This is a genomic window from Chitinophaga sp. 22308 (assembly GCF_052045305.1).
Taxonomy (GTDB): Bacteria; Bacteroidota; Bacteroidia; order Chitinophagales; family Chitinophagaceae; genus Chitinophaga; species Chitinophaga varians_A.
Window position 1 is genome coordinate 200,746 of record NZ_JBQEOP010000006.1, and the last position, 14,317, is coordinate 215,062.

Here is a 14,317-nt window from a genome sequence, read left to right on the forward strand (position 1 = left end):
CGTTTCCATGTCTTCATTATATCGTTAATCCGGCGGCCTGCATTTGTTGCCAGAACGCAGGCGGGATAATTTTGTCTGTCATCTTGAAATTTTCACTGACCCGGGCAGCCTTCGTTGTATTGACCGCCACGCTCCTTACCCCCGGTACATGCAGGCCAAAATTTAGACAGGCCTCCGCCGGCGTAATTTGATGTTCTGCACATATCCGGTTAAAACAATCGCGCCATTCAAAGTAGGACGCATCTTCCGGGTCACTGCTGTCCAGCTTCCGGTAGTCAAAGTAATCACTGCCGAGCAGAAACCCGGAATGATACACCGCTGAATTGATAACGTGTACTCCTTTGCTGTCCTGTTCTGCTATAAAGGATATCAGCTCCGGCGGATGCGTGAACACCGTCAGGCTGTTGGCCACCATCATCCAGTCCAGCGGGATGTCCTGCGCTATTTGTTGCAGCACGCGCCAGTCTTTGGCGCCCACGCCCACCGCGGCCACCAGTCCCTTTTCCTTCAGGTCGAAAAGCGCCTGGTAAGCCTGCAGGACATCATCGTATAGCCGTACACGATGCCGGCCGTCTTTTGCTTTGGCGAGGTATTCATCCGGATCATGCACCGAAACCATTTGCGGTATAATACCTCCCAATAACTCGTTGCCCTGTTCAAAACATTCGATGATGCCGTTGTAACTGATGCGTTGCACCGCATCATGTTGCAGGTCTTTCCACACGCCCGGTTCGAAGGTGGGCTCCGGTGTTTTCAGTTCAGTGCGGTACCATCCCAGTTTGTTACTGATGACTACCGCAGACAGGTCTGCCGCTGTCTCTTTCAACGCAACGCCCAGCATCTCCAAAGCCAGTCCTGCGCCGTATTTTCCGGCGGAGTCGAATACCGTGATGTCCCGGGAATGGCGGATGCATTCGTTTACAATATTGATTTTCTCCTGTCGGCTGATACTGACAAAAAGATTCCCCAGGCCGCTGGTACCGAAAACCAGTTCCGGTAACTGCCGCCCGTTTATTAGCAGTGGTGAGCGCATGAATTATCTTTTAATCGAGGCTGATAACAGCCTTTACAATATTTCCGTCGCTAATCAGCGAAGGAAATTCTTCCACTATATCATTAAAGTGACTGTGGTGGGTGATGTATTTTTCCGGTGTGATTTTTCCGATACGGATATTTTCCAGTACCCAGTCAAAATCCTGCTTTGTTGCATTACGGCTGCTCATCAGCGTGCCTTCCCGTTTATGGAACTCGGGGTGACTGAAAGTGATGTCGCCTTTCTGCAGTCCTATCAGCACATATCTTCCGGCATGCGACATATAGCGGAACGCGTTGTTGATAGCGTTCAGGTTGCCCGTCGCATCGATGACCACCGTGGGCATATCGCCCTGTGTGGCCTCTTTCAGCTGCTCTGCCAGGTATTCTTCCGTTGCATGGAAGGCAGCTTTTACGCCGGTGATTTTTTTGGCCCAGGAAAGCCGGTAGGCGCTTACGTCGATGGCCAGCACATTGGCCCCGGCGATGGCGGCCATTTCCATGGTGGCCAGGCCGATAGGCCCCGCTCCTACCACCAGTACGTTTTCACCATGCGATATGGCCGCACGGCGCACACCATGCGCAGCAATGGCAAAAGGCTCCACCAGCGCTAGGCGGTCTGGCTCCAGTCCTGTGGCCGGCAGCAGCAGGTGCGAAGGCACCATGAGCCGTTCCGCCATGCCACCATCGCAATGCACGCCTATCACCTGCATATGCTGGCAACAATTCGTGTGGCCGCTGCGGCAGGCAATACATTTACCGCAATGCTGGTAGGGAATAACAGTGACGATATCGCCATTGCGCAACCGTGGCGCATCGCCCTCCACAAACTCGGCAGCCAGCTCATGCCCCAGCACACGGGGATAGCTGAAATAGGGCTGCGTGCCGCCAAAAGCATGGATATCGGTGCCGCACACACCGATACGCCGGATTTTTATAATGGAATAACCGGGTAAACATACCGGCTCCGGAACCTCACGGTATTCCAACTTCCCCGGCTTAATACAAGAAATTATCCGCATGGACCTCTGTTTAAAAAGCGACATTGTTCCGGGACGGTAGTTGTCGGCATAGATGACTAAAGACATCAGACCAAGACCTACAGGTCAGTCCCTTACCGGAAAACAGCGTTTATACTTCTCCCAAAAATACCTATCCTATTATTCCGGGACTTTACTTATATCGATAAAAAATTGTACTTTATCGATATTTTGAACTTTCAGGTTTACCGGATATGAGCAGAGAACAAACACAGCCCAATTTTATATTGCTGAACATCGGCCACGCCATACATAACGCCGACTGGAACTGGCAGAAAGTAAGCAGTCCTTTCATCAGGGTACACTTTGTGGAAAGCGGCACTGCCAGGCTTATCCGCGAGGACAAAACATATGACCTGAAAAAAAACCACCTGTATCTCACTCCAGCCTATACCACGCACGGGTACAAATGCGAAGGACATTTGTCTTTGTATTACCTCCACATTTATGAGGAGCAGGGCCACCACAGCAGCCTCTTCGATCTGCTGGACGTGCCGGTGGAGATGAAAGCCGACACGTTGACCATCCAGCTGATCAAACGCCTTGCCCGCGTGCATCCTGAGCGAAAGCTGCCACATTTCGATCCCTGGTCTTATGACAACCTTCCTACGCTGGCCCGTAACATTGCCCGCCAGCATGCGGCTCCCCTCGGTTATGAAATGGAAGCGCAGGGCATCATCAGGCAGATCATATCCAGGTTCCTGGTACATGCCACCGATAAAAACCTGCATATCGACAAACGTATACTGCAATCGTTGCATTATATCCGCACCCACCTGCACAAGCCCATCAGCGTGGACATGCTGGCAGAGAACAGCTTCCTCACCAAAGACCACTTTATCCGGCTGTTCAAAAAAGATATGGGCTGTACACCAGGCAAATATATCAACGCGCAAAAACTGGAAAAGGCGCAGCGGATCATGATGAGCCGAGACATCGCCATCAAAGACCTGGCTTACACCCTCGGATTCGAGAACGACGCGTATTTCAACCGTTTCTTCAAAAAACAGACAGGGGAAAATCCCGGAAATTATAAAAAGAGGGTCCGGCTGCTGGCAGCGGATAATATTCCGCAATGACCCTGCACCAAAGAAAAACACAGCAGAGAACTGCTGTGTTTCACTAATTGACCTATATTATGAAGTGTGTGTTTATTGCACTTAAGCGATACTGTTATTAATCAGGTTCTCCAGCCATTCCTGTTTTCCGCTGATCAGCGCAGGAGCATTGCCTGCTATGGCCAGTTGGCGGAGGTCTTCCAGTGACAACTTCCCTTCTTCAAATTCCCGGCCTTTTCCAGTATCGAAGGAGCTGTAGCGGTCCTGACGGAATTTTTTATACGGCGTTTGTGTCAATACTTTTTCCGCGATCACGGCAGCCCGCGCAAAAGTATCAATGCCGCCGATATGCGCATGGAATATATCTTCCAGGTCGGTGGAGTTGCGCCGGGTTTTGGCGTCGAAATTCACGCCGCCGCCGGAGAACCCGCCCGCTTCGAGGATAATGAGCATACTTTCCACCAGCTCATTCAGGTTGGTAGGGAACTGGTCAGTGTCCCAGCCATTCTGCGCATCTCCGCGGTTAGCATCGATGCTGCCCAGCATACCGGCATCGGCAGCTACCTGCAGTTCATGCTGAAAGGTATGTCCCGCCAGGGTGGCGTGGTTTACCTCAATGTTCAGCTTAAAGTCTTTTTCCAGCCCGTAGCGGTGCAGGAAGCCAATCACCGTGGCGCTGTCGAAATCGTACTGGTGTTTGGTAGGCTCACAGGGTTTGGGCTCAATAAAGAACGTGCCTTTAAAGCCCTGCTTCCTCGCATAATCGCGGGCCATGCCCAGGAAACGCGCCAGGTGTTCCTGTTCCCGCTTCATATCTGTGTTCAGCAGGGTCATGTAGCCTTCACGGCCTCCCCAGAAAACGTAATTCTCCCCTCCCAGCGCCAGGGTGGCGTCCAGTGAATTTTTCACCTGTGTGCCGGCATAGGTCACCACGGTAAAATCAGGATTGGTGGCCGCCCCGTTCATATATCTGGGGTGACTGAACACGTTGGCAGTGCCCCACAGCAGTTTTACGCCGCTGGCGGCTTGTTTCTGACGCGCATAGTCCACGATCAGCTGCATCCGTTTTTCATACGTGGCCAGGTCCGTTCCTTCATCTATCAGGTCCACGTCATGGAAACAGTAGTAAGGCAACCCCAGTTTGGTGATGAACTCAAACGCCGCGTCCATCTTGTCTTTAGCGCTTTGCTCCGCATCCGTGGAGGCAAGCCAGGGAAAGCTTTTCGTGCCTGGCCCGAAAGGATCGCCGCCGGTGCCACAGAAGGTATGCCAGTAGCTGACAGCAAAGCGGAAAAGCTCTTTCATGGATTTACCTGCAATGATCCGGTTCTCGTCATACCACTTGTAGGCAAGGGGATTATCAGACTGCGGGCCTTCGTAGCTGATCTTCCCTATGCCTTTAAAATACTCGTGGTCTCCTAGTGTAATGCTCATAAAAGTGGAATTTTAAAATGAAAATATTGTCTATATATGCGTACTATAGTTTCGAACGTAACTCCGTGAGCCATTTGCTGTAGGCATCCCGGTACTGTGCCTGGCGGACTGGCTCCGGTTCAATCACCATCAGGCGCTCCATTCCGCGGAATGCCTCTTCCATATTCACATATCCGGCCCCGATAGCGGCGCCGCGCGCCGCACCCTGTGCGCCATCGGTATTGTATAATTCAATGACAGCATCCGCAGTGTCCGCGAATATTTCACGGAAGAGCGGGCTGAGAAACATATTGGCATTGCCAGCCCTTACCTTGTTAATTTTGAGTCCCATGCCGGACATGATGTCCATACCATAGTTGAGACCAAACACGATTCCCTCCTGCACTGCCCGCAGCATATGCCTGCGGCCATGCCGGTTAAAATCGAGGTACCTGATGGAAGCACCTGTATGCCTGTTGCCCAGTATCCTTTCCGCACCGTTGCCAAAAGGAAATACCATCAGTCCGTCTGCGCCGGGAGCGCATAACGCAGCTTCGCTGTTCATGGCGGTATAGTCGATATCGCCCAGCATATTTTTCAGCCAGCTGTTGGCGATACCGGTACCGTTAAGGCACATCAGTACGCCGTTACGCGGCTGTTCCGGGCTGTTGCTGACATGTACGAACGTGTTGACACGGCTTTGCTGGTCAGACGCATGCTGGTCATGCACCGCATACACTACGCCGGACGTGCCGGCGGTAGTTGCCGCTTCTCCCGGCCGCAGCACGTTGAGCGACAAGGCATTATTGGGTTGATCTCCCGCCCGGTAAGTGACCGGGATGCCGGGGCGCAGCTGTAATGTTTCCGCAGCTGCGGCAGTAAGCATTCCCTGCTGGCCGAAAGTGGGCACTATGGCAGGTAACAGGCTTTCATCAATATTATAGTAATCCAATAGTTTGCTGCTGACCGCATTGGCCTTGAAATCCCAGAAGACGCCTTCCGAAAGACCGGAAACAGTGGTACGCGCCTCCCCTGTCAGCTTCATGGCAATAAAATCCCCGGGCAACAAAATCTTGTCAATACGTTCGTAAATGGCCGGTTCGTTTTCATATACCCATCGCAATTTAGAAGCGGTAAAGTTTCCGGGGGAATTCAGCAAATGGTCCAGGCAATATTCCTTTCCCAGCGCATTGAAAGCCTTGTTACCGACGTGCACCGCACGGCTGTCGCACCAGATAATAGCCGGGCGCAACACCTCCTGCTGCCTGTCCACACATACCAGGCCATGCATCTGATAAGCGATGCCGATACCGCCGATAGTGGAAGGGTCTATTTGCACCTGCTGCCTTAACAGGCCTGTAGCGGTGACGACTTCCTGCCACCAGCGCTCCGGGTCCTGCTCTGCCCATCCTTTGTTGGGAACCTGCATGGGCATCTCCCGGGACGGACTGATAGCAGATGCCACGCATCTGCCGCTGTCTGCGTCCAGTAAAGCAGCTTTTATAGAAGAGGAACCAATATCGTAACCAATAAAATACATACCTGTCAATTATATTTATCCGGCAGAAACCCGACGCAATAAAGGTAAGACGCGGCATTTCCCGCCACCACTCCTATTATCTTAAAAACCTAAACTATTTTACACGCGATTATGAATTCGCCCCGAAGCAAATGGCCGCAACTTGCTGAGAATTCATATCTTAGCAACCGCCGAAAATCTGTTTTGCCATGAAGCCGCTCATAGAGAAACTTACTTTATCAGAGAACACATCCTTTGTAGCGAGGACCTACCGTACCCCGCACTTTGAGGTGCCCTGGCATCAACACCATGAATATGAGCTTATTCTGATCCTGGAAGGCGGAGGGACCGCTTTTGTCGGTGACTATATCGGGGATTTCAAACCGGGAGACATCTTTTTCCTTGGCTCCAACCTGCCCCATACCTTTCAGAAGTCCGGAGACATGATCACCAGCGCGGTAGTCGTTCAGTTCCTCGACAGCCTTTGGGGAAACGAGCTGCTTAATTTACCGGAAGGGGTGTATATGAAAAACCTCCTGCTGGCGGCAGCACAGGGCTTAAAAATACCAGAAAGCTACCGGGAGAAAATGGCGGACATTATCCGGGAACTGGAAAACCAGCAGCGTTTTGGCCGTATCATCAGCCTCTTTCAGTGCCTGAACATGATGGCGGAGTCAGGAGATTACATCATCCTCTCTTCACAAACACCGGATGCCAACTACCGCATAAAACAAGCGGAGATTGATTTAATCCTTCAATATACCAACCGGAACTTCCGGAATAAAATCAGTCTCAGGGAAGTATCAGCAGTAGTCAATATGAGCGTGGCCGCCTTCTGTAAATACTTCCGGAGAAGCACTAAAAAGACCTACGTCGATTATCTCAACGAAATGAGAATTGGCTATGCCTGTAAACTATTGAAAGATACCAACAGCAGCGTGATTGAAATATGCTTCGAAAGCGGCTTCAATACACTGGCCAATTTTAATAAACAGTTCCTGAAATATAAGTCGATCACCCCCTCCGCATTCAGAAAGAAGGTAAAACACCCGTCTACCCATTTTGCGGTAGACTACGATTACAGAATATTGTCTGAAAAGTAGCGATTTTGTTTTTTATTTTAACATTTTTGTCTAACAAAAATGAATATTTAATGCCATCTTTGTCTCCTGGCAGGAAGTATTATTATTTAAAATAAAAAATACCGTGGGCTTAATTATAAGATCATTGCAATATGTCCACCCGGACAATGAGGAACTGTTCCACGACCTGGACCTCATTTTAAACGATGGAGAAAAGGCAGCACTGGTGGGAATAAACGGCGCCGGCAAATCAACACTGCTACGCATTGTTTCGGGCAAACTGGACGTAACATCGGGAGAAATTATCCATTCGGAAAAACCCTGGTACGTACCACAACACCTGGGAGAATTTGACACCTGGACCGTTGCCCAGGCACTAGGGGCGGACAAAAAACTGGACGCACTGCACGCTATCTTACAGGGAGACACTGACACCCGGCACTTCGCAGCGCTGGAGGACGACTGGGACATCGAAAATAAAGTGGCACGGGCCCTTGAAAAATGGGACCTCGGCAATATCCATGAAAACCGGTTGCTGGGAAGCCTGAGCGGTGGCCAGAAGACCCGGCTTTTCCTGGCAGCCATGGATATGAACAGCCCCCATCTCGTTCTGCTGGACGAGCCCTCCAACCATCTGGACGTCAAAACCAGGGCAAAGCTCTACGCCATGGTGCTGCAGAGCAAAGCTACCATGCTGATCGTGAGCCACGACAGGACGCTGTTGAACCTCATGAACAAAACCCTGGAACTCAGCGAAAAAGGCATAGAAGTATTTGGCGGAAATTTTGATTTTTACCAGCAGAAGAAACAGGAAAAAGTAAGCGCCCTACGTGCGCGGCTGAACGAGCAGTCCAAAGCGCTGAAAGAATACGGAAAAAAAGCCACCGACATGGCCGGCCAAAGGGCGCAACTGGAGCTCAAAGGCCGCTCGGCAGGATTGAGCAATTCCATACCCCGCATTATTGCCGGTGGCTTAAAAAACAAAGCAGAGCGCAGCACCGCGAGAATGCTAAATGCCCATGAAGAAAAGATAAGCAACCTGCTGCTGGACATAGAAGCAACCAAAGCCCAAATCCAGGAGTACGAAACGCTTAAAATCGATATCGGGTCGCCGGAAATCAATCCGGGAGAGCCACTGATCGATATGGCGGCTATTAACTTTAAGTACGGCGAACGGTTGTTGTGGAATAATCTTAGCTTTCAGATCAAATCCGGCGAACGGGTACAAATCGAAGGCGAGAACGGAAGCGGTAAAACCACCCTGCTGAAAATTATTACCAGGGAACTGCAACCTGTCGAAGGCAGCTATAAGAGTTCAGCCTTCTCTTTCTTTTATCTTGATCAAAACTACTCCATGCTCAATCCGAAGTTAAGCGTTTACGATCAGATACAGGAGTATAATAACCGCAGGCTGGAAGAAGATGAATTAAAAGAATTATTAGTTTACGCGCAGTTCAATCCTGCGGCTTTTGACAAAAAATGTGCAGCATTAAGCGGTGGTGAACGAATGAAGCTATCACTGAGTTGTCTGTTGGTCAATCATCAGGCGCCGGATGTACTGATCCTGGACGAACCGACCAACAACCTCGACATACTGAGCCTGGAAGTGCTGACATTGGCAGTAAAAAACTTCGGGGGCACGCTGTTGGTGATTTCGCATGACGACCATTTTATCAATGAAATCGGCATTGACTATCGTATCAGTTTAATTTAAAAAACATATGCCTTTAAAAAATACAGGAACGGAACAGCTTATCAAAGACACGGCCAAACGGTTGCTTTTTGCAGAAGGGAAACTCCATGCCACCACGCAGGAAATAGCAGATGCCGCCGGCGTCAACAGAACTGCGCTACATTATTACTTCCGCTCCAGGGACCTGCTGATTGCCGCCATATTCCAGGATGCCATGCAGGACCTCAGCCAGCGGCTCAACGAGTGCATGACGGCTGACCAGCCGTTTAAAGCCAAGACAGAAAATATCATTGCTGTTTTCCTGCGGGACATGATCGCCTTTCCTTACCAGGAAACATTCCTGGTTACAGAGATCAACACATTAGGCAAGCAGCTTATCTCCGATATCCAGTCCGGACCGGTCAAACACTACCTGGACGAAGCCGCTATTGAAATGAAGAAAGGCAACATTGACAAAATGCAGCCGGCCCATTTTCTGATGAACTTATTTTCATTGTTGTCCTATCCCTTAATCATGGCCCCTCTCTATAAAAAGCTGTTCCAGGTGTCTGACAAAGGTTTTAAGGAGTTGATCAACGAACGCGGAAAAATCATTATCAGTTTGTTATTTAAAAAATAAGAGCCTTTTTTAATCTTTTATTGACACCGGGAACGTTTCATTGATACCATGTGTCCCTTCTTTAATCGACACTTCAGGCCTGTTGTCCATTATTTTAAAATCGATCAGGAATTTATTAATCTTTGATAACCAGTTAAATTCGATTTCAAATTCATCGACGCTCTTCCAATACGCTCTTAGCGCATACAGATGCCCCGAACCGGCATCCTGATAGAACTGATAGGCATTGCCAAATCCCAACGGATAAATAACCGTTTGTTGGCCGGCCTGTTTTAACCAAAGAGACAAACGCCCTTCTTTCCGGATAATTTTGGCATTCTCAATAGCTAAACTATTTTCCGGGAAAACGAGCGTCCTGTTAAACAGCTTTCCGCTACCGGCAGTAATGGGAATGCGGCCCGGAGGACCGGTTACCGGCTTTGCCGTCTGAAGCGTCATCCTTTTCAGATTGTTATAAGCTACCGGATCACTTTTTATTTTTTTATCAGAAAGCAGTGATTTACCAATCATACTGCCTATCCGCTCTTTCTGCTCTTCAGTCAGTCCTCCTCCTGTTTCGACAACAATAGCCTGGTGTATGGAATCGATATGCACCCTTTGCCTGCCCCTGCCTTCCATATTCCAGCTACCGTCCTTGTCAATCCAAAAGCCGTAACCGTAGCCGTTTCCGTTTGAAAATACCGTATACATTGATTTGGCTTTCCTGACCCATTCTGCGGAGATAACGGACCGATGGTCCCATTGGCCACCATCTAACAACAGCTGGCCGATTTTAGCGAGATCGCGTGGTTGCAGGGCCAGATCACCCCAACCGTAATTAATACCATGATTATTTTTAGACCAATAAACGGACGTTATACCTAAATCATGAAAGAGATACTTTTTAGCAAAGTCTTCAGGAGACAGTTTAGTGGCGCGGTAAATAATTTCACCCAGCAGGTAATAATTACAGCTGCAATAAGAGAACTGCTGACCGGGAGGTGCCTCAAAAGGAATTTCAAAAATGAACTTAGCCCAGTTGTTTGAAGGGAATAATGCATGAAACAGGCTGTCTTCATTGGAAAATCCACACGCAAAACCCGATTTCATAGTGAGCAGGTCTTTGATGGATAATGTCTCAAAGGCTTTCCCTGTGGGTCTGATTTCCGGGAAGAAGGAGGCCACCAGCTGGTCTTCATTCTTTATAAAACCTTTGTCGATAGCGATGCCAATCAGCAGGGATGTTACCGATTTGGTGCAGGAAGCGATGTCATGTCGTAAGCCCGGCCGAAAAGGATAAAAAGATGCGTCAAATATGATCTTCTTATTACGTACAATTAAAAGGCTGTGAGTATTGATGTTGTTTTCTTTTACATAAGTAAATATATCACTGAGGCCTTTGGAGGAAAACCCTTCGTCTTCCGGTGCTACGGACGCAAATACTTCGTCGGGGTGCCTGGTTGTCTGGGAAAAAACAAGCACTGTTTTAACCAGTAACAGCAGCAATAAAATAATCCTTTTAAAATGGAAGCCGTACATAGTGGAATTTGTATAGGAACCAAGATAAAGAATTTTCCCGGACAGTAGATTTTATTTCAGATGTCGGGAGGTGACTGTTGTGTTCTGTTCAGGAAGAAAAAGCCGCCTCACTATGATGAGGCGGCCCGCTGTTTAATGATAGTGATATGCCAACATCTGAATGGCCGCATCGCAATTTATCTTTCCTGTTTTTTTTCCACCGCTTCCATTCTCTTTTTCAGGTCGTCGTTCTCTTTTTTCATTTCAATCAGATACAGCGTCAGTTCTTCTACTTTCTGCAACAATTTTTTATTTATCTCTCCAATGTCCAGTCCATCTCTTTCGACGTCCTTTTGCGATGGGATCTCGGGCAAATGCCTGTGCTCCTTAACGAATTGCTCTACCTCCTGCAATGCCGGCAGTTTATAGTCCGGATGAAATACAAAATCCGCCCATCCGGTCGGGGTGACTTTTATCTTTAAGGCAAAGACGTCCCCTTTTACAGCCAGTTTAGCCTGAGGCACCGAGGTGCCAATTCCGACATTGCCGTCTCCCCTTACAAACAGCAGGGGCTTACCGCCGCCGGGTGCGCTGGAACCATCAGGATTCGCATTATTCAGGACAGCAAATGCATAATTAGCGGCCGTGGCGTTAAGGGTTCCGATGGCGGTGCCATAATTTTCGCCCCAGAGATAGGCTGCCGCCCTGTTGGTATTACCAGGCGATACAGTATGAAGCGCATAGTTGGGTACCACTCCTGCGCCTATATTACCGGCAACAGCCAGGTTGCCTTTTGTATCCTGGTACGGAAGCTGATAGAATTTATTATTGTCAAAATCACATTTTAAACCATAGGTATCGGTAGTGGCCAGGAACCCGACCGGCGCAGTAGTGGTTTGAGCAAAAGGGGCAGCCACAAGAGGCGATCCGTGAAACTGCGCAACAGTGCGGTAACTGATAAGCCCCCATTTGTAGTTAGACCTCAGCCACAATGCATCATTAAAAACATAAAAAGTGGCGGCAGCCGGATTTCCTGATATACAGCGGACCTCCAGTCCATCAAACCTGTTTGCCGTTCCCTCATACTTATCTACCCGGACCTGGTAAGTCGCCTGCTGATCAAAATAATTCTCATCAGCATTTACTGCCAGCTCAATAGTAGTTCCATAACGTGCCGTACTGCCATTCACCTGCACCAGCTTGTAATAATACTGGTCGTAGGGACTGGCTCCTGTCTGGGTAGGCCCCATTGTCACCCAGCCTGTATCTACAGGGACGGCCCCTTTGACATAGGCGACGTGGGCCATGGTAACAAGCAACAGGCAGGTCGTAATTTTTCTGCATAGACGAAAAACTGATTTCATAGATAAGTGTTATTTTAAAAGTTTACCGGGAAAAACGCTACAGACAGTTATTTCAGTGCGACTAAACGCCAACAGTACTAAGTCAACAACATGATAATATTTTTATTGGTGCAAACAGTTTTGAAGCGGGCCAAAGATTAAAACAATTAAGGGACATTAAACCATTACAGATAAAAATAATATTAAAACTCGTATTTTTCTAACCTGCATGCAGAATTAATGTTCAAGATAAGCAGTATTGGCGGGCGGCGCACACGTGCATATAAATAGTATATTTGTCAAAAAGACAATTTATATTTACGCCATTGGATTTTTGCATAATCTGCTATTCTTATTTTCATGCGCGACGATATCCCCGAATTGCAAAACAGAATATACAACGGTGATACAAAGGCATTTAAAGAATTATACGATTGCTACTGTGCGCCATTGCTGCAGGTGGCCCTGGCCATAGCCCGCCACAGGGAAATGGCCGAGGAAATAGTAGCCGATGTATTTATTGCCGTATGGCGGCATAGGAAAGATCTCCGTGAGATCACTAATTTGAAATGGTACCTCTATGCGGCCACCCGTAATATCGCGCTCAACCATCTCCGCAAATATGCCCATCACAAAACCTGGCATCTCGATGAGGCCAGTTTGCCGGAATATGAAATAAACCCGGAAGCCCAGCTCATTAGCAATGAAATGATGCAGCACATCAACGTGGCCATCAATGCGCTGCCGCCGCAGTGCCGCCTCATTTTTAAACTGGTAAAAGAAGACGGCCTTAAATACAGGGAGGTGGCCGACCTGCTCAATATCTCCATAAAAACAGTGGAAAACCAGGTGGGCATCGCCCTTAAAAAACTCGCGAAAGTGAGAGCATTTCTTCTTGTATCTCCTCCCACCATCAATCATCAGTAGTCCTGCCCTAAAAAAAATTCCGGTACCCTTTGGGGGCATTTCCTGTTTTATGGTGTCTTATAACACCAGACACTCATCATTCCATCATTTTCATTCGGTTATGGACAACGATCGCATATGGACATTACTCGGCAAACAGCTGAGCGGCGACATCTCCCCTTCTGAACTGACAGAGCTGGACGCGCTGGTGGCCGACCATCCGGAGGGAACTGCTTTCCGGGATGTTTCCGCGGCTGTCTGGCAAACACCTATTCAGGAAGTGGCAGACCGCCATGACAGCTACAAACGCATCTGGGGCGCAGTAGCGCCACAACTACAACAGCCCCGCCAGCATCGTCCCGTACGCAAGCTGCTGGCCACAGCCGCAGCAGCAGCGGTGTTGACAGCCACCTGGGCCACCTGGCATTTTTTACGTCCACCCGGCCCCGCATTACAACAAATCAGTTCCTCTCCCGGCGGCAAATCCAGGGTGCCGCTTCCCGATGGCTCCATCGTATGGCTCAACAGCAACACACAACTTCACTATGAAAAAAACGGCTTCGGCAAACAACACCGCGAAATCACCCTTACCGGAGAAGCCTTCTTTGATATTGCCCAAAACGAGGGCATTCCTTTTATTATTCACGCCGGCAAAGTAAATATCCGTGTGCTCGGCACCGCCTTTAACGTAAAAGCCTATAGCAGCGACAGCGCCGTGTCTGCTACATTGGTACGCGGTAAAATTGCCGTATCGTTCCAGGATAAAACCGTAGTACTGCGCCCCGATGAAAAGCTGACAGTACCAGTATTCCGTCGGCCTGCCACTCTCCAGCCCAAACACCTGGAAAAAGACAGCAGCGGCCTACCTGCTGAAATATCCTGGTTAAACCATAAACTGACATTCGACAACAACACATTTGCTGAACTGACCGATAAAATGAGCCGGTGGTACGGCATCACTTTTTATTTTGACTCGCCCGGCCTCCAACAGCTGCGGTTTTCCGGCATCATCGATACAGAATCGGCGGACGAAGCGCTGAAAATGCTTCAGTTGTCACGCCCCTTTCACTACCGGATTGACGGGAAAGCGGTGCATATCAGTAATTAATCCATTC

12 protein-coding genes are annotated in these 14,317 nt (G+C 49.0%); 6 read left to right on the forward strand and 6 right to left on the reverse strand.

The window, feature by feature from the left end:
* Window positions 1-16: 16 nt before the first annotated feature.
* Window positions 17-1,033 carry an aldo/keto reductase gene (locus ACTJJS_RS24640; protein ID WP_440665792.1) on the reverse strand — a complete coding sequence of 339 codons (1,017 nt, stop codon included), beginning with the start codon at window positions 1,031-1,033 and terminating at the stop codon, window positions 17-19.
* A gap of 10 nt (window positions 1,034-1,043) precedes the next feature.
* A complete protein-coding gene (locus ACTJJS_RS24645; protein ID WP_440665794.1) occupies window positions 1,044-2,054 on the reverse strand; it encodes a zinc-binding alcohol dehydrogenase family protein in 1,011 nt (336 codons plus the stop codon).
* Window positions 2,055-2,266: 212 nt separating this feature from the next.
* Between ACTJJS_RS24645 and ACTJJS_RS24650 the strand changes: the two genes are divergently transcribed.
* Window positions 2,267-3,151: a helix-turn-helix domain-containing protein gene (locus ACTJJS_RS24650; RefSeq protein WP_440665796.1), complete on the forward strand. Its 885-nt coding sequence runs from the start codon at window positions 2,267-2,269 to the stop codon at window positions 3,149-3,151.
* 81 nt (window positions 3,152-3,232) lie between these two features.
* Here the strand turns inward: ACTJJS_RS24650 and xylA are convergent, their stop codons facing one another.
* Both xylA and ACTJJS_RS24660 read right to left on the reverse strand, forming a co-directional pair.
* On the reverse strand, window positions 3,233-4,564 hold the full coding sequence (gene xylA, locus ACTJJS_RS24655) for a xylose isomerase (RefSeq protein ID WP_440665798.1): 1,332 nt from the start codon (window positions 4,562-4,564) through the stop codon (window positions 3,233-3,235).
* A 43-nt stretch (window positions 4,565-4,607) separates the two neighbouring features.
* Window positions 4,608-6,083: a xylulokinase gene (locus ACTJJS_RS24660; RefSeq protein WP_440665800.1), complete on the reverse strand. Its 1,476-nt coding sequence runs from the start codon at window positions 6,081-6,083 to the stop codon at window positions 4,608-4,610.
* A 188-nt stretch (window positions 6,084-6,271) separates the two neighbouring features.
* Here ACTJJS_RS24660 and ACTJJS_RS24665 point away from each other — a divergent pair, with 188 nt between their 5' ends.
* From ACTJJS_RS24665 to ACTJJS_RS24675, 3 genes are all read left to right on the forward strand, one after another.
* A complete protein-coding gene (locus ACTJJS_RS24665; RefSeq protein ID WP_440665802.1) occupies window positions 6,272-7,165 on the forward strand; it encodes an AraC family transcriptional regulator in 894 nt (297 codons plus the stop codon).
* Between the two features lie 124 nt (window positions 7,166-7,289).
* Window positions 7,290-8,858 (forward strand): ABC-F family ATP-binding cassette domain-containing protein, encoded by a 1,569-nt coding sequence (locus tag ACTJJS_RS24670; RefSeq protein WP_440665804.1) that lies wholly within the window; start codon window positions 7,290-7,292, stop codon window positions 8,856-8,858.
* A 7-nt stretch (window positions 8,859-8,865) separates the two neighbouring features.
* Entirely contained in the window at window positions 8,866-9,456 is a 591-nt protein-coding gene (locus ACTJJS_RS24675) for a TetR/AcrR family transcriptional regulator (protein ID WP_440665806.1), read from the forward strand.
* 9 nt (window positions 9,457-9,465) lie between these two features.
* Here the strand turns inward: ACTJJS_RS24675 and ACTJJS_RS24680 are convergent, their stop codons facing one another.
* Both ACTJJS_RS24680 and ACTJJS_RS24685 read right to left on the reverse strand, forming a co-directional pair.
* The gene (locus tag ACTJJS_RS24680; RefSeq protein ID WP_440665808.1) at window positions 9,466-10,974 is read right to left on the reverse strand and encodes a serine hydrolase domain-containing protein; all 1,509 of its coding nucleotides are present in this window, start codon (window positions 10,972-10,974) and stop codon (window positions 9,466-9,468) included.
* Between the two features lie 176 nt (window positions 10,975-11,150).
* On the reverse strand, window positions 11,151-12,317 hold the full coding sequence (locus ACTJJS_RS24685; protein WP_440665810.1) for a hypothetical protein: 1,167 nt from the start codon (window positions 12,315-12,317) through the stop codon (window positions 11,151-11,153).
* Between the two features lie 339 nt (window positions 12,318-12,656).
* Here ACTJJS_RS24685 and ACTJJS_RS24690 point away from each other — a divergent pair, with 339 nt between their 5' ends.
* Window positions 12,657-13,223, forward strand: a complete 567-nt coding sequence (locus ACTJJS_RS24690; protein WP_440665812.1) for an RNA polymerase sigma-70 factor — start codon at window positions 12,657-12,659, stop codon at window positions 13,221-13,223.
* A gap of 100 nt (window positions 13,224-13,323) precedes the next feature.
* The gene (locus tag ACTJJS_RS24695) at window positions 13,324-14,310 is read left to right on the forward strand and encodes a FecR family protein (RefSeq protein WP_440665814.1); all 987 of its coding nucleotides are present in this window, start codon (window positions 13,324-13,326) and stop codon (window positions 14,308-14,310) included.
* Window positions 14,311-14,317 lie beyond the last annotated feature (7 nt).

Coding starts and splice junctions, on each gene's coding strand:
- ACTJJS_RS24680 (WP_440665808.1), bottom strand. CDS start 10,974: ATGTACGGCTTCCATTTTAAAAGGATTATTTTATTGCTGCTGTTACTG.
- ACTJJS_RS24685 (WP_440665810.1), bottom strand. CDS start 12,317: ATGAAATCAGTTTTTCGTCTATGCAGAAAAATTACGACCTGCCTGTTG.
- ACTJJS_RS24645 (WP_440665794.1), bottom strand. CDS start 2,054: ATGCGGATAATTTCTTGTATTAAGCCGGGGAAGTTGGAATACCGTGAG.
- ACTJJS_RS24675 (WP_440665806.1), top strand. CDS start 8,866: ATGCCTTTAAAAAATACAGGAACGGAACAGCTTATCAAAGACACGGCC.
- ACTJJS_RS24665 (WP_440665802.1), top strand. CDS start 6,272: ATGAAGCCGCTCATAGAGAAACTTACTTTATCAGAGAACACATCCTTT.
- ACTJJS_RS24690 (WP_440665812.1), top strand. CDS start 12,657: ATGCGCGACGATATCCCCGAATTGCAAAACAGAATATACAACGGTGAT.
- xylA (WP_440665798.1), bottom strand. CDS start 4,564: ATGAGCATTACACTAGGAGACCACGAGTATTTTAAAGGCATAGGGAAG.
- ACTJJS_RS24660 (WP_440665800.1), bottom strand. CDS start 6,083: ATGTATTTTATTGGTTACGATATTGGTTCCTCTTCTATAAAAGCTGCT.
- ACTJJS_RS24695 (WP_440665814.1), top strand. CDS start 13,324: ATGGACAACGATCGCATATGGACATTACTCGGCAAACAGCTGAGCGGC.
- ACTJJS_RS24650 (WP_440665796.1), top strand. CDS start 2,267: ATGAGCAGAGAACAAACACAGCCCAATTTTATATTGCTGAACATCGGC.
- ACTJJS_RS24640 (WP_440665792.1), bottom strand. CDS start 1,033: ATGCGCTCACCACTGCTAATAAACGGGCGGCAGTTACCGGAACTGGTT.